Source organism: Arthrobacter sp. R4, from assembly GCF_051365025.1.
In the GTDB taxonomy this organism is placed as follows: Bacteria; Actinomycetota; Actinomycetes; order Actinomycetales; family Micrococcaceae; genus Arthrobacter.
On sequence record NZ_JBLWIJ010000010.1, the window covers coordinates 318,670 to 336,389 of the forward strand.

Consider the following 17,720-nt stretch of genomic DNA (forward strand, 5'->3'; position numbering starts at 1 on the left):
AGGGTGATGCCCGGTGGGCCGTGTTCAGGAGCGGAGGGCCGGGTTGCAGTACAACTCGGCTCCATCACGGACCGTCTGCAGGCAAACGGGGTCCGTATCCGTGTCCAGGGCGGGGAGGAGGGGGGTGCGGGCACGGGGGTCGGTGCTCCACGACTGGACCCTGCCGTCAGCCACCTGGACCATAAGTTCTTCGACGTCCCACACAGCAAAACTTGCCGGTGCCCCCGGAACCAACTGCCCGGCCATGGGGTTGTGGTACTTCGCAGCCCGCCAGCCGGCGCGGGTGTGGCCAAGGAAGGCGGCGCGGGCCGAGATCCGCTGATCGGCATTGTGGTGTTCCAGGCATGCGCGGACACTCGCCCAGGGGCGCAAAGGCGTTACCGGGCTGTCGCTTCCGAAAGTGATGGGCACACCGGCTGAGTAGAACGAGGCGAAGGGGTTCATGCTGCTGCTGCGGCTGCCAAGGCGTTGAGCGTAAAGGCTTCCGTCTGCGCCCCAGGCGGCGTCAAATCCAGGCTGCGAACTGACCGTGACGGAGTAATGCGCCAGCCGCTCCACTGCCTTGGAATCTGCGATCTCGACGTGCTCAAACCGGTGGCCCGCAGACCGGATACGTTGTCCCCCCACTTCATCGGCGGCAAGGTCAAGGGCCGCGAGGGCGGTGTCCAGCCCGGCGTCGCCTATGACGTGGAACCCGCCCTGGATTCCAAGGAGGGAGCACGCGGCGAGATGGGCAGCAGCCTGGTCCACCGAAAGGTATAGGCTGCCCCGCTCCCCCGTCGCGTCGCTGTAGTCGGAACGGAGCGCCGCGGTCCTGGAACCGATGGATCCATCGATGTTCAAGTCGCCCGCAAGTCCACGGACGGGCACCCCCAGTTCATCGAGGATCGACTGTGCGTGTTCCGGGGTCAGAGCCAGTTCTCCCCAGTACGGGAGTACCTCCGGGAACGCTTCTGTTCCGGGCCAGCCAAGGTTCCAGGACGCAGCCAGTCGAAGGTCAGCCATCCCGCCAATGTGGGGTGCCCCCATTTCGGCGGCCGCGACGTAGCCGTTCGCTGCCGCCTCAGCCAGTGCGCGCCGCTGGTAGTTGCGCAAGGCTTCCTCCGGCAGGTTCCGGGTGGCTTGCCGGGCAGCGCTATGGGCCGCACGCTTTAGGTGGCCTTCCGGCGAAAATCCGTCCAGTTGTGCCAGGCCGGCCGTGGCGGTGAGGGAACGGGACACCAGGGCTGAGTGAACGTCCACCCTGGACAGGTAGACAGGCCGGCCCTGCGCAGCGCGCTCAAGTTCATCGGCGGTGGGCAGGGAAGGATCGTGCCAGGTGGATTCGTCCCAGCCGTGTCCGAGCACGGTACCCTCCCCGGGCGCAGACTGGACTGCGTCCAGCAACTCCCGGGCGGATCTGACCAGGCCAAGTTGGAGGGAGTCCAGGGCGATCCCCGTTTCGGTCAAATGGATGTGCGAGTCGACAAATCCCGGCGCCACCAGGCCACCATGGAGGTCGATGACCTCCATGGTGCTGTCAGCGATGGATGACGCCGCCTGCTCAGATCCCACCCACGCCACTGTTTCGCCGTCCACGAGCATGGCAGTGGCAAAAGGATCCGCCGCCGTGTACACGGAACCGTTGCGGTAAAGCACCACCTTGCGCTCGTTCGGGGACGGCGTGGCAGACTTTGCTTCGGTCATGTGTTGTAAGGCTCCTTGAGATAGTGCGCCGCGCGCGGAGGTGGCAGCGGCAGGTAGGTCAGACGACGGACGAGTAGGCCACCACGCCACGGCGGACCAAGGAAATGGCTTCGGTGCAGAGCCGGGCAAGGCGGGGTTCCAGCCCGGGAATCTTGGCGAGCTGGTCAAGCAGGTCGATGACCTGCTTGACCCACCGTACGAAGTCGCCTGCGGCAAGGTCCGTGCCGTTAAGCACCTCCTGCAGGTGCCTGCCCTTTGCCCACTTGTACATCGGCCACACCAGGCCCAGTTCCGGCTCGCCGGTCAAAGGAAGCTTGTTCTGTTCCTCCACATCCTCAAGCGAGGACCATTCCCGGATGACGACGTCCACGGATGACTCCAGCGAGATGCTGGGCATCCGCGGCCGGAGCCCCCGGTCCTCGCGCTTGGCCTGGTACACCAGCACGCTGGCAAGGGCCGCAACTTCGACGGCGTCCAGGTCATCGAAAGCACCAAGTCGGAGGGACTGGGAGATCAGCAGATCCTTTTCACCATATATGCGCCGCAGCCGCTGGCCGTCCGCGCTGATGGACTGCCGTCCGTCAGCCGTGGTTTCCAGGTAGCCGTAGGCCGAGAGCACGTCGCAGACGCGGTCGAACGTTTTGGCGATGGTGTTGGTCCGGCCCTGGATCTGCCTGACCAAGGCGTCGGTTTCCCGGCGCAGCTTCCACCAGCGTTCGGACCACCTGGCGTGGTCTTCACGCTCACTGCAGCCATGGCAGGGGTGAGCGCGGAGCGCCCGCCGGAGGTCAGCGATGCGCTTTTCCTGGTTGGGCAGCGCCGTAGCCAGGCCGAAGTCATTGTTCCGGCTGCTGGTGGCCGCCGGTGGCCGGTTTTCCCGCAGGGCATTCCGTGCTGACGAGGCAAGGTCACGCCGTGACTTGGGCACTTTGGCGTTGAAGGACTTCGGGATCCGGATCCGGGTCATGGGCGCAATGGGCCCTTCCAGATCCTCGGTCCCGATTCGGCGCAGCTGGTTGTCCAGCGTCAGGACGGCCGGCCTCGGTTCCCGGCTGCTGTGATCGGCACTCAGCACAATCGCCGGCCCTGGGGCTCGTCCGCCGGGTACATCCACAACGTCCCCCGGCAGCAGCCGCGCCAAGGAGTCGTCACTGAGTGACTTTCTTGCCCGCGACTTGCTCCGGGAGGTCATGTTTTCGGCGTCTGAGAGCTCCCGGCGCAGCCTTGCATATTCGGTGAAGTCCCCCAGGTGGCAGGTCATCGACTTGGCGTAGCCGGCCAGCGATTCCTCCCTGCTGCGCACTTGCCTGGCGAGGCCCACCACCGAGCGGTCCGCCTGGAACTGTGCAAAGGAGGATTCCAGGATTTCGCGGGCCCGGGCGCGGCCGAACTGCGCCAGCAGGTTGATGCTCATGTTGTAAGTCGGGCGGAAACTGGAGTTGAGCGGATATGTCCGGCGCGATGCGAGCCCGGCCACCGCCGTCGGATCCGTTCCTGGCTGCCACAGCACTACCGCATGGCCTTCGACGTCGATTCCGCGCCTGCCCGCGCGGCCCGTCAACTGGGTGTACTCCCCTGCTGTGATATCCACGTGGGCTTCGCCGTTGAACTTGTCCAGTTTCTCCAGGACTACGGACCGCGCTGGCATGTTTACACCCAGGGCGAGCGTTTCCGTGGCGAAGACCGCTTTGACCAGGCCCTCAACGAACAGTTTCTCCACGACCTCCTTGAAGGTGGGCAGCATTCCAGCGTGATGGGCCGCAAAGCCCCGGAGCAGGCCGTCCCTCCACGTCCAGAAGCCAAGCACATCAAGGTCTTCGGAGGGGATGTCCTGCCCGGCCTCGTCAACGCGCTGGGCAATAATGCGCTGCTCTTTCTCCGTGGTCAGCCACAGCCCGGAGGAGACGCATTGTGCCACGGCTGCATCACAGCCGGCACGGGAAAAGATGAAGGTGATGGACGGCAGCAGGTCCTGCCGGTCGAGGCTGGCAATGACCTGGGGGCGGCTGGCCTTCCGGACGCCGACTGGCTGGGGGCCCTGGCCCGGCCTGTCGTCTCCGCGCTGCCTGTGTTGTCGGCGTTGGCTGCGGCCGCCGTGGCCGAAGCGTCCGCGGAAACTTTGCTGGCTCTCGCTTCTTGCCATGGCCAACAGGTCCGGATTGACCTCGAATCCACGGCCGGGCAACTCCTCCGGCACTGCTGCAGGGGCCGGTACTCCGGTCTCCGCGTCTGCAGGTGGGGCGATCTCGTCAAAAGTGGTCTCGCCGGCGAAGAGGTCCACGATTTCCTTGCCCACCATGACGTGCTGCCACAATGGCACGGGCCGATGCTCCGAGACGATGATGTCGGTGTCGCCCCGGACGGTGTCCAGCCAGGCCCCGAACTCTTCCGCGTTTGAGACCGTGGCGCTCAGCGAAGCTACCTGAACCTCACTGGGCAGGTGGATGATGACTTCCTCCCAGACGGCGCCACGAAAGCGGTCCGCGAGGTAGTGCACTTCATCCATCACCACGAAGCCAAGGTCATCCAGGGACGCGGAGTCGGCGTAGAGCATATTACGGAGGACCTCGGTGGTCATCACCACCACCGGCGCTTCGCCGTTGATGCTGGTGTCCCCCGTCAGGAGGCCAACGTTTTCGGGTCCATACTTTTCCGAAAGCTCGGCGAACTTCTGGTTGCTCAAGGCTTTGATGGGCGTGGTGTAGAAGGCTTTGAGGTTGCGCTCGAGTGCGAGATAGATCGCGAACTCACCCACGATGGTTTTTCCGGCGCCGGTGGGTGCGGCGACCAATACGCCCCTGCCTTCCTGCAGGGATCTGCAGGCCTGGCGCTGGAAGTCGTCCAGCTCAAAATCGAGGGTGCGGACGAAGCCGCCCAGATAGCTCGCGGCCTCGGCTGTCCGCTCCGTGCTGGCCCGGTAACTTTCAGAGGGCGACAGCTGCTCTGGAACGGTCGGCCGGGAAGGGAACGGACCCGCGGGGGGCGGCCCGGAAATAGAGGACATGACTCCAGCCTAGTGGGCGCGGGGCTACAGGTTCTTCAGTTCGTTTCCGGGCGTCGCGACGTCGGCTGTTGCCTCGGTCTCGGCTTCGCGCTTGGCCACTCGCCGGGCACGGCGCTTGTCGTTCAGCAGACAGAGGCCGATGGCTGCGAAAAAGAGCACCAGCAAGGGCCCTGCCAGCATGAACATGGAGATAGCGTCAGCACCCGGGGCGGCGATGGCCGCGAGGACGAACACCAGGAATACAGTGATGCGCCAAGCCTTAAGGATGGTCCGACCGGTGACGACGCCGGCCATGTTGATCCCTACCAAAACCACCGGGACCAGGAAGGCAAACCCGAGGACAAGGACCATCCGGGTGACAAAGTCGATGTAGTCCCTGGCGTCGATGATGTTGGAGAACCCGGCGGGGGTGAACTGTGTGAGGGCGCGGACGACCTGTGGGACCACAAGCCAGCCTGCCCAAATGCCGGCAAGGAAGAGCGGAACGGCGGCAGCCATGTAGCCCAAGGTGTAACGGCGTTCAGTGCTGGTCAGTCCCGGGGTGATGAAAGCCCACAGCTGGTAGATCCAGATGGGACTCGAAATGACCAAGCCGATGATGAGAGACATCTGCAGCTGGAAATCGAATGCCGACCCGATGTTCGAGAAGTTGACCGACGATACGCCACCGGTCTGCTGTGCGATCCGGTCCACCGGTTCCTTGAGCGCCGACAGCAGCGGGTTATAAAGAATCCATCCGCCGATCGCGCCGACCAGGACACCGATCCCGGATTTGATCAGCCGGTTCTTGAGTTCCTTGAGGTGGTCCCAAAGGGCCATGCGGCCCTCTGGGTTGGCTTTGCGGCCCCTCGTCAGTGCCACCGTGGGTTAGGCGCGGTTCGACGGCGGTACATCAGTACCGTCCGTCGCGTCACCGGGCTTTGCCTGCGGGTGGTTGACGATCTTGCCCTCCACCGGTCCGGTCGTGTCAGCGGGGGTTTCGGTCTTGCCGTCGTTCTTCATTTCCTTGACCTCGGACTTGATGATCCGCATGGACTGGCCAAGGCTGCGAGCCATGGCAGGAAGCTTAGGGGCGGCGAAGAGCAGCAAAGCAACAACGATAATAATGACGATCGGCCAGGGGCCATCAAAGAGTCTTCCCACGGGAATTCCTTTCCTCTTAAAACATCCTACGTCTAAGTGAAGTCCAGATCGCCAAGCGACTGCCGCTGGCCACGGTCAGTCCTGCGCTGGACCCGCCTCAGGCGGCGGTCTTCCCGGCGGGCTGATTTGGATGTGTGGTAATCATGTCGCATTTGCACAGGAGAGGCAAAAACCGCTGCACCCGGAAGGGTTGCCGGAGGAGCCTGCACCGGCGCAGGGGCGGGGCTGAAATGACCCAGCTTCTCACCGGCTGCCCCCAGATCCTTGAGCGTCGCCATGAACTGGCGGAACAACCGGATGCCCAACAGGACATAAAACAGCACAGATACCGCAACAAGCGCTATCCAGATAAGGATCCAAGACCACCAAGGCATGCTGAGAAGTCTAGCCGCCGTATCGGGCAAGTGCCGCCGCGACCCAGGCGCGGGACTGGTCGGCAAGCTCCCGTGGCTCCAGGATGCGCACCGCCCCGCCGTGCTGCGCCACGAACATTGGTAGCCACGCCGTGTTGCCAAAGCGGATTTCAGCCAGCAGACCGCCGTCGGGAAGGGGCGAAGTCCGCTCGGCGTAGTAGTCCTCTGCCAGCCCGGCGCCCCGCCTGGTGAGCTGGACTGTCACAGTCGTGTCGTCGTCGTTCGGTGTAAACAACTTGGCCGGGAAACCTTCGTTGGGCTGCAGCCTTGTCGACGCCGCGTTGCCGTTCGGGTGCAGCTCCTGCACGCGGTCAAGACGGAAGTTCCGCAGGCCCTGGGCGGAGTGGCAGTAGGCTTCGAAGTACCACGTATTGTCCAGCGAATAGAGCCGAAGAGGGTCCACGTTCCGTTCGGAAACGCGGTCCCGCAGCGGTGACAGGTATACCAGGCGAAGCTGCGACCGGGACTCGATTGCTTGGCGGACGACGTCCAGCGTGGCCGAATCAGCGGGGCCGACTTCCGGCCCGGCCAACATTCCCGCGCGCAGCCCTTCCTCTCCGGCTGCAGCCATCAGTTTCAGGGTGACCGACTCCAGAGCGCCGCCTTCAGCGAGTTCCGGCAGCCCGTTCAGTGTTTCCAAGCCCGTGAGGAGTGCGCAGGCTTCCTCCACGGTGAACCTGACCGGTCTTTTGAGGTCCAGGTCCTGCGTGATGTAAACGTGGTCGTCCTCCCATTGGATATCCAGGAGGTCGTCAGGATATCCCTCGGGCAGCCCGGAGCAGATCAGGATCTGCAGGTCCCCTTCAAGTTCCTTGCGCGTGACGCCAAACCGTTCAGCGACCTCCTGGATGTGCAATCCCTGATTGTGGACGAGGAACGGAACAAGCTGGAGCATGCGTTTGAGCTGGTCTTCGGAAGTCCGGGTCCGGACGCTGCCCGGCCGGGGCTGGTTCGGAAAGTCAATGACCGGAATCGGGGCCGCACAGAAGTCGGCCGCGGCCCGCAGCCGGCGCCGGACAGCCGTGACGAGGTCATCAGGCGTCACAGCGGTGGCGTCCGGACCGTAGGAGGCCAGTTCCTCTGCAAGTACCTCCACGTCCCGGTACTGGACGCTCAGGCGGTCGTAGCCGGCATCGGGCGTTCCCGATGGGCCAATGTCGCCTGGCAGGGCCCGCTGGCGAAGCCCCAGCAAGCGGCCGGCCCGCACATCCACCTCGGCGGTCCGGAGCGGCAGTTCCGGCAGCCGGTCCAGTTCCGCCCGGATGTTGAAGTCCGCCGGCGGCGAGTAGCGCTCTTTATCCAGGACGGTGATGGCGCTGGTCAGACGGGACAGCCGGAAGTGCCGAGGAGCCTGTCGGGTCCGGTCGTAGCCGGCAAGGTACCACTGGCCGAAGCGACTGCCCAGGCCCCACGGTTCAACGGTCCGCTGTTCTTCTTTCCCTGTACTTCCCGCTAGGTAGGAAAAGGAGACCGGGTGCTGGGCGTGCATGGCTGCGACGAGGTCGTCGAAGGCCTTTCCTGCGGGTTTGATCCGCGGCTGGACCCCGAGAGGCAGTTCAACGTCAGTGAGGCGGCTGGACGCCTGGAGCTTTCGCAGGGCATTGGCCGCGGCGGTGCCCAGGGCCGCACGCTCCCAGAGCTGCGAGGCCAAGAGAATCACCGTCCACTCCCCTGGGCTGAGTTCGACGTCCGGAAGCCGGTTGGACTCCTTGCCGATCCGGTATCGCGTGGTTGCGGGGTCGTCCTCGCTCCATCCGAGGTCGGTGACGGTTTCGACGTCGAACCCGAAGTTTCGCAGGTCAGTCTTGTCCCGTTCGAACATCCGCCCGAAAGACACGTCGTTGCCGGCAACGTCACGGTAGACCGTTTCGCGCAAATCGCTGCGGTGCAGGCCATACCTGGTGTTCAGGAGGGCTATCAGGAGATTAAGCAGGCGTTCTGTACGGGATGGGGACACCCTCGCTACGTTACTAAAATCCGCGGGGGAAAGCAGAAGGCGCGGTAATGAACGGATGAGCTCATCCGATCATTACCGCGCCCTGGGGCCTGGAGGGCTCCGCTTAGCGGACGCCCACGAGGTCAACCACGAAGATCAGGGCTTCGTTGGGCTTGATCGCTCCCCCGGCGCCGCGTGAGCCGTAAGCCAGCTCCGAGGGGATCTCGAGGCGACGACGGCCGCCAACCTTCATGCCCAGCAGGCCCTGGTCCCAACCCTGGATGACCTGGCCAACTCCGACCCGGAAGTCCAGCGGAGCGCCCCGGCCCCAGGAGGCGTCGAATTCCTCGCCCGTGGACCAGGCGACACCTACGTAGTGGGTGGACACGGTGTCGCCGGCTTTCGCTTCGGCACCGTCGCCCTCAATGAGGTCGGTGATGACCAGTTCCGTGGGAACATCGCCTTCCGGGAAGTCAATTTCCGGCTTCTGGCGGTCGAATTCGCGCTGACCAAATGACATGCTTGCTCCTTTTATTTGTTGGGCGGGTGAAGTTTTGCCTGAAGTCTTGCCGGGCCCGGTTTGGGGCCCTCGATGGGGCTATTTGGCGCCGAGGATATCCACGACGAAGACAAGGTCGCCCTTGGCTTCGCCCTGGCCTGCATCACCATACGCGAGGTCCTTGGGGATGACCAGAAGGACCCGGGAGCCCACCGTCTTGCCTGCAAGGCCCTTGGTCCAGCCCGGAATGACGCCGGTCAGCGCGAAGCTGGCCGTCTCGCCACGGTCAAAGCTGGAGTCGAATTTGGTGCCGCCAACCAGGGTGACGCCCACATAGTTCACCGTCAGTGTGTCGGTTTCCTTGACTTTCGCGCCGGTGCCCTTGATCAGGTCCTGGGACACGAGGGCAGTCGGGGCTGCGACACCCTCAACGGAGATTTCCGGCACGCCCTGGTCGTTGTCCTTGACGGTGGGGAGGCCGGCGGGCGGGGTTACTGTTTCACCCTCGGGCTTTTCGAGCACCGGGGTTACATCCGTGGCTGAAAGTACCTTAATCAGCAGCAGCTGGGTGGGCTGCGCTGCGGCGCCTTCAGCGGCTGCCGCCTTGCCAGGAATGGCCAGGGCCAGGGTCGAGCCGATCTTGGAACCGACAAAAGCGTTATAGATGACGGCGCCGCCGGTCTTTAGCTCCTCGTTCAGTTCCAGGGGCTCGGGTTCGCCTGCGTAGGTGTCTTCGAGCGTGGCCCCGTCAGTGCCGTTCAGGGCGAGGATGGAAATGTTGGCCACCTGGTTCGCCTTGAGGGAATCGCCGGTGCCTTCGGTGACGACCTTGATGGTGGGCTCCGCTACGTCCAGCGGCTTGGTGAACTCAACACCGGGAGCTTTTTTGTCCCCGTTGTCCGTCAGTTTCAGGGAGTCGAACTTGGCAGTATCACCTGCGGACTGGCTGGTGGGCTCCGGTGCTGCGGGCGTCCCGCCTCCACAGGCGGTAAGCAGCAGCAGACCGGGGATAAGGATTGCTAGTAGTCGGCGCACGTAAGAACTTTCGTCGGGGCAGGATGGACGCTGCACCGTAAAATTTCGCTCGGCGCAGCTCAGGACCGAAGAACGGCCCCATCCAGAATAGCCCCTGAAGCTGGGTGTCAGCCCATAGAGTCCAGGAGCGCATCCACACGGTCATCCACGCTGCGGAACGGATCCTTGCAGAGGATGGTCTGGTGGGCGCGGTCATTGAGTTTCAGGTGCACCCAGTCCACTGTGTAGTCCCGGCCGAGTTCCTGGGCACGCCGGACGAAGTCGCCGCGCAGTTTGGCGCGCGTGGTCTGCGGCGGAGCGTCCACTGCATCCTTGACCACGGTGTCGTCCACCACGCGGCGGACGGCGCCCCTGGACTGTAGGAGGTAGTACAGCCCCCTCGTCCGGGAGATGTCATGGTAAGTGAGGTCCAATTGTGCGATCCGCGGTGCATCAAGGCCGAGCCCGTGCCGTTGCCGGTAGTTGTCCATCAGCTTCTTTTTGATGGCCCAGTCGATCTCGGTGTCAATCGAACTGGTGTCTCCACTCTCGATGGCCCTCAACGTCCTGCCCCACAGGTCCAGTATCAGCGGCACGTGCGGGTTGTGCGCCCCATGCTCCTGGACGAAAGCAGTGACCTTCGTCAGGTACTCCTGCTGGATCTCCAGGGCTGTGAGTTGGCGTCCGTTGGCCAGCCGGACCAAGGCCCGTCCACTGAGGTCGTGGGAGATCTCCCGGATGCTCCGGATGGGGTTCTCCATACGCATGTCGCGCATGATCACACCCGCCTCGATCATGCGGAGGATCAGGTCCACCGTTCCCACTTTGAGGAGGGCGGTGGTCTCGGACATGTTCGAGTCGCCCACGATCACGTGGAGCCTGCGGAAGAATTCGGCGTCGGCGTGCGGCTCGTCCCGGGTGTTGATGATGGGACGGGACCGGGTGGTGGCCGAGGACACGCCCTCCCAGATGTGGTCTGCACGTTGGGAAAAGGCGTAGGTCGCGCCGTGCGGGGTCTTGAGGATTTTTCCTGCGCCGGCAATCAGCTGCCGCGTCACGAGGAACGGAATGAGGATTTCGGCGAGCCGGGAGAATTCCCCACGCCGTGGAATCAGGTAGTTTTCGTGGCTGCCGTAGGAGTTGCCGGCGGAATCGGTGTTGTTCTTGAACAGGTAGACGGTGCCGTTGAAGCCTTCTGCCGCCAGCCGGGACTGGGCTTCGTCCACGAGGTCATCGAGGATCAGTTCGCCGGCCCGGTCATGGGCGATCAGCTGCGCGAGGTCGTCGCACTCGGCGGTGGCGTACTCGGGGTGCGATCCCACGTCGAGGTAGAGGCGTGAGCCGTTGGTCAGGAAGACGTTGGACGAGCGTCCCCAGCTGACTACCTTGCGGAAAAGGTACCGGGCCACCTCTTCCGGGGCCAGCGGCCGCGAATCGGGGCTCGAATACGAAATGCCGAATTCGGTCTCGATACCGAAGATCCTCTTGTCCATCTCAGTCCTCCTCAGCCAGCAGCGCCGTGATGTCGGCGTCGTTCAATCGTCGGAATGCACGCCGGGACCCGCGCGAGCTCTCCGAGAGCCGGTCCAGGACAGCGACTTCCACCGCCGTGGCCGGCAGCGCGCCGGCTTCGGCGTCGGTGACGAGTCCTCCCATCGCCAAGCGGATCGCTCCCGGGAAACGCAGCGAAGCGCGCCAGCCGTCCGCGATGGCGGCTGAGACCCGGTCCGCCTGGCCGCCCATCACGATGAACCCCTGTTCGTCTGCGATGGACCCGTCAAACGTAAGGCGGTAGAGGTGGTCCTCTTCCTGGGTCTGGGCGACTTCGGCGACCGCCAGCTCCACCTCGAAAGGCTTCTGCTCCGCAGTGAACACTGCGCCAAGACTTTGGGCGTAGACACTGGCCAGTCCGCGGGCGGTGACATCCTCGCGGTCGTAGGAGTAGCCCCGGACGTCGGCATACCTCACCCCGGCTTGCCGGAGGCTCTCGAACTCGTTGTACTTTCCGACGGCGGCAAAAGCGATTTTGTCGTAGATTTCGCCGATCTTATGCAGGGACGGCGAGGGGTTCTCGGCCACCAGCGCGATGCCGTCCTGGCAGCTGACCACCACGACGGACCTGCCGCGGGCAATGCCTTTCCGTGCGAAGTCCGCACGGTCCTTCATCAGCTGCTCGGGGGAAACATAAAACTGCTGGGTCATTTCTAGGCCTCCCGCCGGGCGATGGTCCGCGCTTCAATGATGCTGCCTGCAACCGCAGCGAGCTCGGACTCGGGTACTCGCCGGGCTCCGCTCCGGCTGACTGTGTATACCACGGGCCACAGCTGGCGGACGGGGTCGGGGCCGCCTGTGGCGGAGTCGTCGTCGGCTGCGTCGTAGAGGGACTCGACGGCGACAGCGACGGCTTCGGCTTCGGTCAGGTTGGGCCGCCAGAGTTTCTTCAGGGCGCCGCGGGCAAACACGGAGCCGGAACCGACCGTGTGATGTTCGCGTTCTTCGTACCGGCCGCCGGTCACGTCATAGGAAAACAGCCGGCCCAACCCCGCGGCAGTATCAAATCCGGCGAAGAGGGGCACCACCGCCAGCCCCTGCAGCGCCATGGGCAGGTTCCCCCGGATCATGGCCCCCAGTCGGTTGGCCTTACCTTCGAGGCTGAGCAGCGTGCCCTCTATTTTTTCGTAGTGCTCAAGTTCAACCTGGAATAAGCGGGTGAGGTCGATCGCGATGCCGGCCGTGCCCGCAATGCCCAGCACCGAGTAGTGGTCGGCCGGAAACACCTTCTCGATGTGGCGGCTGGCAATGACGTTGCCCATGGTCGCCCGGCGGTCTCCGGCCATCAGGACTCCGCCTTCGTAGCTCAAAGCCACGATAGTGGTGGCGTGCGGCACCTGCAGCGGCGTGGCGGCTGCCCCGGCGGGTAAGTCCCGGTTGTACGGAAGCAGTTCCGGCCGATCCCGCTGCAGATGCTCGGTGAACGAGGATGTCGCGTTGGCGGCTACCTGGTGGGCGGTCGGTTCCTGCACTGATGCACTCCTTCAACGTAGTAAGTCAACGTCTTGCCAGATCTGCGGCCGTCCGCGGCTCCCGCCGCCTTATCGGACCGGTTACTGACCGCCCTTTTGGACGAACGCCCGGACGAATTCTTCGGCGTTGGATTCCAGGACGCCGTCGATTTCGTCAAGGAGGTCATCCACGCCCTGGGTCGCTGCGGATGCCTGCGCTTCGGGCGGCGCGGGAGGGGCCTCCGGCACGTCCTCTTCGACCTGGCTGTCGTGCGACTGCGGCTGCTGTTGCTCCTGGCCTGCCATTGTTATCTCCCTCTTCCTTAAAGCTCGGGTCCGGGTGGAACATCCGATACGCCCATATTGCCACGCTCCGGGGCTGCCGGGGTGGTTTACGCCCCCGGCGGATTGGTGTTATGTCCGAGCAGTTCCGCCAGGAAAGGACCAGCTTCCCGGTGCCGGGCAAACAGGCCACTTGTCAGTGCTTTGGTCCCCCTCAGCGGCTCGCGGGTGGGCACCCGCTGGAGACGTCCGTAGCCCGGCACATCGAAGATTACCGAGTCCCAACTGGCCCCCACGACGTCCTTTCCGAAGCTGCTGACGCAGCGGCCGCGGAAGTAGGCCCGGGTGTCCGACGGCGGTTCCGTGACCGCTGCGGCGATGTCGGCGTCGTTCACAATCCGCTGCATCCGGGCCCTCGCCAGAAGGCGGTAGTAAAGGCCCTTCTCTGGCCGGATGTCCGCCCACTGGAGGTCCACGAGGCCCAGCCTGGCATCGTCCCAGGCAAGTCCGTCCCGATCCCGGTAGCCGTCAAGGAGGGAGAGCTTGGAGAGCCATTCGACCGAGGAAGCCGCTGCCGGCCTGTCGCTGTCGAGCTGCGTCAGGGTGTTGGCCCAGCGCTCCAGCACCTCGTGCGTGTGGCCGTCGCCGTCGAGGGCGTCGGAAACCCCGGTGTCCTGGGCGAGCTTTGCCGCTGCTTCGTGGTAGATCCACTGCAGGTCCAGCGCAGTGACCCGGCGCCCGTCCAGCAACCGCAGCTTGGTGGTCAGGGACGTGTCATGGCTGATGGCCTGCAGCGCGGCGACCGGTTCATGCACTTCCAGCTTCGGTGCCAGGCCCGCCTCGATGAGACTGAGGACCATGGCAGTAGTGCCGAACTTGAGGTAGTTGGACGCCTGGCTCAAGTTGGCGTCGCCGATGATGACGTGCAGCCGGCGGTACTTGTCCGCCGTGGCATGCGGTTCATCGCGGGTGTTGATAATGGGCCGCCGGATGGTGGTTTCAAGGCCAACCTCCGCCTCAAAAAAATCGGCCCGCTGGCTGATCTGGTACCCCGGAACAGAACTGTCCTGGCCCAGGCCCACCCTGCCCGCGCCGCAAAAGATCTGCCGCGTAACGAAGAAGGGGGTCAACCCGCGCACGATGTCCCCGAACGGAACGGACCGTGGCATGAGGTAGTTCTCGTGCGAGCCATAGGACACGGACTTGTTGTCCGTATTGTTCTTGTACAGGTTTACCGCCGGCAGTTCGGGGTCCATGGCGAGCCGGCGTACCGCGGCCAATGCCACCAGGTCTCCGGCGGCGTCCCACGTCACGGCGTCGCGGGGGTTGGTGACCTCGGGGCTTGAGTACTCCGGGTGGGCGTGGTCCACATACAGGCGGGCACCGTTACCGAGCACCATGTTCATCAGGAGCGTCCCGGACTCGTCCTGTCCGTCCAGTTCCAGTTCTTCGCGGCCATAGGCAAGGGCGACGGCCTCCGCATCCAGGACCGGCGGCTGGTCCGTGAGCTGGCTCGGGTGCGCCGAGGCCCGGTCAAGGGTCCAGCCGCGGGCGTCGTGCAGCGGCTCCTCATCCGTGTAGTCCCACCGCGTCTCCGCTCCGCCGGCCGCGCGCTGGCGTGTCACCTGCGCATATGCCTGCACCACCCGGGCCGACATCATGGTGGCGTTAGCCGAGGGAGCAGCCGGAGCATGGATCCCGTATTCCGTCTCCGCGCCCATAACCCGCATGGCCCCGCCGACGGGGAGTGATCCTCCGCTGGCGGGTTCCGCAGCAGCCGTCACAGGTACTGTCCTGTGCTGGGCATCGTTTCGATGGACTTCCCGGGTTCCTGTCCGGCCTTGCCCTGGACGATGGTCCGGATATAGGTGATCCGCTCGCCCTTCTTGCCCGAGATACGGGCCCAGTCATCCGGGTTGGTGGTGTTCGGCATATCCTCATGCTCGCGGAACTCGTCCACGACGGCCCGGAGGAGGTGCTCGATCCGCAGGCCCTTCTGGTGGAGGGTCAACAGGTCCTTGATGGCGTACTTCTTGGCCCGGTCTACAACGTTTTGGACCACCGCACCGGAGTTGAAGTCCTTGAAGTAGAGCATCTCGGTGTCCCCGTTGGCGTACGTGACTTCCAGGTATTCGTTGGACTTCTCCGTGGAGTACATGGCTTCCACCGTGCGCTGGACCATGGCGTCCACGGTGGCCTGGACATCGCCGTCGTATTCGGCAAGGTCAGACTCGTGGAAGGGCAGGTCCGTGGTGATGTATTTGTTGAAGATGTCCGCGGCTGCTTCGGCGTCCGGCCGCTGGATCTTGACCTTGACGTCCAGCCGCCCCGGACGAAGGATCGCGGGGTCGATCATGTCTTCGCGGTTGGACGCGCCGATGACGATGACGTTGTCCAGGCGCTCCACGCCGTCGATCTCGCTCAACAGCTGGGGCACGATGGTGGTTTCGACGTCGGAGGAGATGCCCGTACCGCGTGTGCGGAACAGGGAGTCCATTTCGTCGAAGAACACCACAACGGGGCTGCCGTCCGAGGCCTTTTCACGCGCACGGGAGAAGATCAGCCGGATGTGGCGTTCGGTTTCACCGACGTACTTGTCCAGCAGTTCGGGGCCCTTGATGTTGAGGAAGTAGCTCTTCAGGTCGACGTTCCCGGACCGCTCGGCTGCCCGGGCTGCCAGCGAGTTTGCCACCGCCTTCGCGATCAGGGTCTTACCGCAGCCCGGGGGGCCGTACAGCAGAATGCCTTTGGGGGCCTTCAGTCCATGCTCGCGGTACAGATCGGGGTGAAGGAACGGCAATTCGACGGCGTCGCGGATCTGTTCGATCTGCGGGCCCAGCCCGCCGATGTCCTCGTAGGTGATGTCGGGTACTTCCTCCAGGACCAGGTTCTCAACCTCGGACCGCGGGACTTTCTCCAGCGCGTAGCCTGTCCGCGAATCAATGGACAGCGCGTCCCCAACCCGGAGCTTTTCGCCCAGCAGGGCGCCTGAGAGCCTGATGACCCGCTCTTCGTCGGCGCGTCCGACGACGAGGGCCCGGTCCGTGCCCAGCATCTCCTTCAGGGTTGCCAGCTCGCCGGCGCGTTCGTAGCCAAGGCCGGCAACAATCAGAAGGGCCTCGTTGAGGAGGACTTCCTGGCCAACGGCCAGCTGGCTGATGTTGACCAAGGGGCTGATGCCTACCCGCATCTTCCGGCCGGCATTGAAGATGTCCGCTGATTCCTCGGTGGCGGCTTGGCCGCTGTTGCCGGCGGACGGCTGGCGCTTCGGATTGAGTTGGAGAATGGTGCCGAAGCTGTATGGCGGCTGCCCCTCCTGGTCGAGGGCGTTCTTGAGCCGCAGGATCTCCGCTTTCGCGGCTTCCAGCATGGTGACCAGCTTGGCGTTGTTCTGTGTTGCGGCCGCGAGTTGGCGGTCAATGTGCCTGAGCTTGTCCCGGAGGATGTTGACCTGCCTGTCAGCAACAGACAAATCATTAACGGCAGACTGCTCTGCCGGTGTACGCCCGGAGTCCTGGTTCGGAGTCTCCATGATGCATCAGCCCCTTCCTGCGCTTCTCTTAAGACCTTAGCCCCAAGTTGGCAGGTACAGCTGAAGACTCCCGAAATCTGGACTAGTTCGTGATCTCCGGATCGTCCTTGACGTTGGTCCCCGCGATTGCGTCGCGGGCGGCTCGGCGGAGCTTCTTGTCTGAGACCAGCCGCTCCCCCACTGCTCCCGGTGTCCAGGCATTCACATCGGCTTCGTCAAAGTCGGTTTTCGACGGGCGTCGCTTGACAGAGATCCCGGTCACGCCGTCGGCCAAGCGCCGTGTGACCAGCAGGAAACCTGTGTGGGCAACCATCCGGTGGTCGGGGCGGACCGCGAGGCCTTCAAGGTGCCAGCCGCGGACCATGGACTCCCAGGCGTCGGGCTCGGTGAAACGGCCGTCGGCGCGGATAGCTTCAGCCGTACGGGAAAGCTGGGTCACTGTGGCCACGTAGTTGATCCAGACGCCGCCCGGAGCAAGCACTGTTGCTACGGCGTCGAGGCACTCCCACGGGGCCAGCATGTCCAGAACCACCCGGTCAACGGATCCGGGGGCTTCGCTGCGGACAACTTCCTCCTGGAAGTCACCGAGTGAAACTTTCCACGCCGGGTGGGGTCCGCCGAAGATTGTTTCAACGTTGCCGCGGGCAATGTCGGCGAATTCTTCCCGCCGTTCAAAGGAGTGCAGGTAACCGTTGTCGCCCACCGCCCGCAGGAGGGAGATGGACAGTGCTCCCGAGCCGACGCCCGCTTCAACCACCCTGGCCCCGGGGAAGATATCCGCCATGGTGACGATCTGGCCGGCGTCCTTGGGGTAGACAACGGCGGCGCCGCGGGGCATGGACAGGACAAAGTCGGAGAGCAGGGGGCGCAGCGTCTGGTACTGCTGGCCTACGTTGTTCACCACAACGGAGCCGTCAACCTTGCCGATGATCTCGTCGTGGTTGAGGAATCCCCGGTGGGTGTGGAAGGCGCCACCCACCTCAAGAGTGATGGTGTTCATGCGGCCGCGCTCGTCGGTCAGCTGGACGCGTTCGCCCTCACGGAAGGGTCCCCGGCGCCGCGCAGCTCCCACCGGCTGGGCTCCGTTGGCGGCAACACCTGTCTGGGGTTTTGCTGCGGCTTCGGTGGCGGCAGATTCGCTGCTCATGAATTTTCCTCGCTCCTGTAAAACTGTGGGGCTGCGCACTTGGTGGGGGCTGTCCTGTCCGG

General features: G+C 64.2%; 15 protein-coding genes. All 15 read right to left on the minus strand.

Annotated features, from left to right (window positions below; genetic code table 11):
* Positions 1 to 24 precede the first annotated feature (24 nt).
* The 15 genes from ACLKOZ_RS07325 to ACLKOZ_RS07395 all read right to left on the minus strand — a co-directional run bounded on the left by ACLKOZ_RS07325 (position 25) and on the right by ACLKOZ_RS07395 (position 17,658).
* Positions 25 to 1,686 carry an amidohydrolase gene (locus ACLKOZ_RS07325; RefSeq protein ID WP_436473945.1) on the minus strand — a complete coding sequence of 554 codons (1,662 nt, stop codon included), beginning with the start codon at positions 1,684 to 1,686 and terminating at the stop codon, positions 25 to 27.
* Between the two features lie 58 nt (positions 1,687 to 1,744).
* Positions 1,745 to 4,690, minus strand: a complete 2,946-nt coding sequence (locus tag ACLKOZ_RS07330) for a DEAD/DEAH box helicase (RefSeq protein ID WP_436473947.1) — start codon at positions 4,688 to 4,690, stop codon at positions 1,745 to 1,747.
* Between the two features lie 24 nt (positions 4,691 to 4,714).
* Complete coding sequence (gene tatC, locus ACLKOZ_RS07335; RefSeq protein WP_337351208.1) at positions 4,715 to 5,509, minus strand: twin-arginine translocase subunit TatC; 795 nt, start codon at positions 5,507 to 5,509, stop codon at positions 4,715 to 4,717.
* A gap of 48 nt (positions 5,510 to 5,557) precedes the next feature.
* Complete coding sequence (gene tatA, locus ACLKOZ_RS07340; RefSeq protein ID WP_337348262.1) at positions 5,558 to 5,833, minus strand: Sec-independent protein translocase subunit TatA; 276 nt, start codon at positions 5,831 to 5,833, stop codon at positions 5,558 to 5,560.
* Between the two features lie 32 nt (positions 5,834 to 5,865).
* Positions 5,866 to 6,207, minus strand: coding sequence for a hypothetical protein (locus ACLKOZ_RS07345; RefSeq protein WP_436473950.1), 342 nt, complete (start codon positions 6,205 to 6,207; stop codon positions 5,866 to 5,868).
* A gap of 10 nt (positions 6,208 to 6,217) precedes the next feature.
* Positions 6,218 to 8,203: a helix-turn-helix transcriptional regulator gene (locus ACLKOZ_RS07350; RefSeq protein ID WP_436473952.1), complete on the minus strand. Its 1,986-nt coding sequence runs from the start codon at positions 8,201 to 8,203 to the stop codon at positions 6,218 to 6,220.
* A gap of 103 nt (positions 8,204 to 8,306) precedes the next feature.
* Entirely contained in the window at positions 8,307 to 8,702 is a 396-nt protein-coding gene (locus tag ACLKOZ_RS07355; RefSeq protein ID WP_337348265.1) for an FKBP-type peptidyl-prolyl cis-trans isomerase, read from the minus strand.
* 78 nt (positions 8,703 to 8,780) lie between these two features.
* Positions 8,781 to 9,716 (minus strand): FKBP-type peptidyl-prolyl cis-trans isomerase, encoded by a 936-nt coding sequence (locus tag ACLKOZ_RS07360; protein WP_436473955.1) that lies wholly within the window; start codon positions 9,714 to 9,716, stop codon positions 8,781 to 8,783.
* A gap of 107 nt (positions 9,717 to 9,823) precedes the next feature.
* Entirely contained in the window at positions 9,824 to 11,188 is a 1,365-nt protein-coding gene (gene pafA, locus ACLKOZ_RS07365) for a Pup--protein ligase (RefSeq protein WP_337348267.1), read from the minus strand.
* Between the two features lies 1 nt (position 11,189).
* Positions 11,190 to 11,897, minus strand: coding sequence for a proteasome subunit alpha (gene prcA / locus ACLKOZ_RS07370; RefSeq protein WP_337351211.1), 708 nt, complete (start codon positions 11,895 to 11,897; stop codon positions 11,190 to 11,192).
* A gap of 2 nt (positions 11,898 to 11,899) precedes the next feature.
* On the minus strand, positions 11,900 to 12,718 hold the full coding sequence (gene prcB, locus ACLKOZ_RS07375) for a proteasome subunit beta (protein ID WP_337348269.1): 819 nt from the start codon (positions 12,716 to 12,718) through the stop codon (positions 11,900 to 11,902).
* 81 nt (positions 12,719 to 12,799) lie between these two features.
* On the minus strand, positions 12,800 to 13,003 hold the full coding sequence (locus ACLKOZ_RS07380; RefSeq protein ID WP_337348270.1) for a ubiquitin-like protein Pup: 204 nt from the start codon (positions 13,001 to 13,003) through the stop codon (positions 12,800 to 12,802).
* 86 nt (positions 13,004 to 13,089) lie between these two features.
* Positions 13,090 to 14,709: a depupylase/deamidase Dop gene (dop, locus tag ACLKOZ_RS07385; RefSeq protein WP_436474263.1), complete on the minus strand. Its 1,620-nt coding sequence runs from the start codon at positions 14,707 to 14,709 to the stop codon at positions 13,090 to 13,092.
* 50 nt (positions 14,710 to 14,759) lie between these two features.
* Positions 14,760 to 16,511 carry a proteasome ATPase gene (gene arc, locus ACLKOZ_RS07390; protein ID WP_436473958.1) on the minus strand — a complete coding sequence of 584 codons (1,752 nt, stop codon included), beginning with the start codon at positions 16,509 to 16,511 and terminating at the stop codon, positions 14,760 to 14,762.
* 82 nt (positions 16,512 to 16,593) lie between these two features.
* A complete protein-coding gene (locus ACLKOZ_RS07395; protein WP_337348272.1) occupies positions 16,594 to 17,658 on the minus strand; it encodes a tRNA (adenine-N1)-methyltransferase in 1,065 nt (354 codons plus the stop codon).
* Positions 17,659 to 17,720 lie beyond the last annotated feature (62 nt).

Coding starts and splice junctions, on each gene's coding strand:
- ACLKOZ_RS07395 (WP_337348272.1), bottom strand. CDS start 17,658: ATGAGCAGCGAATCTGCCGCCACCGAAGCCGCAGCAAAACCCCAGACA.
- ACLKOZ_RS07325 (WP_436473945.1), bottom strand. CDS start 1,686: ATGACCGAAGCAAAGTCTGCCACGCCGTCCCCGAACGAGCGCAAGGTG.
- ACLKOZ_RS07330 (WP_436473947.1), bottom strand. CDS start 4,690: ATGTCCTCTATTTCCGGGCCGCCCCCCGCGGGTCCGTTCCCTTCCCGG.
- dop (WP_436474263.1), bottom strand. CDS start 14,709: ATGCGGGTTATGGGCGCGGAGACGGAATACGGGATCCATGCTCCGGCT.
- tatC (WP_337351208.1), bottom strand. CDS start 5,509: ATGGCCCTTTGGGACCACCTCAAGGAACTCAAGAACCGGCTGATCAAA.
- ACLKOZ_RS07345 (WP_436473950.1), bottom strand. CDS start 6,207: ATGCCTTGGTGGTCTTGGATCCTTATCTGGATAGCGCTTGTTGCGGTA.
- pafA (WP_337348267.1), bottom strand. CDS start 11,188: ATGGACAAGAGGATCTTCGGTATCGAGACCGAATTCGGCATTTCGTAT.
- ACLKOZ_RS07355 (WP_337348265.1), bottom strand. CDS start 8,702: ATGTCATTTGGTCAGCGCGAATTCGACCGCCAGAAGCCGGAAATTGAC.
- ACLKOZ_RS07380 (WP_337348270.1), bottom strand. CDS start 13,003: ATGGCAGGCCAGGAGCAACAGCAGCCGCAGTCGCACGACAGCCAGGTC.
- arc (WP_436473958.1), bottom strand. CDS start 16,511: ATGGAGACTCCGAACCAGGACTCCGGGCGTACACCGGCAGAGCAGTCT.
- prcA (WP_337351211.1), bottom strand. CDS start 11,897: ATGACCCAGCAGTTTTATGTTTCCCCCGAGCAGCTGATGAAGGACCGT.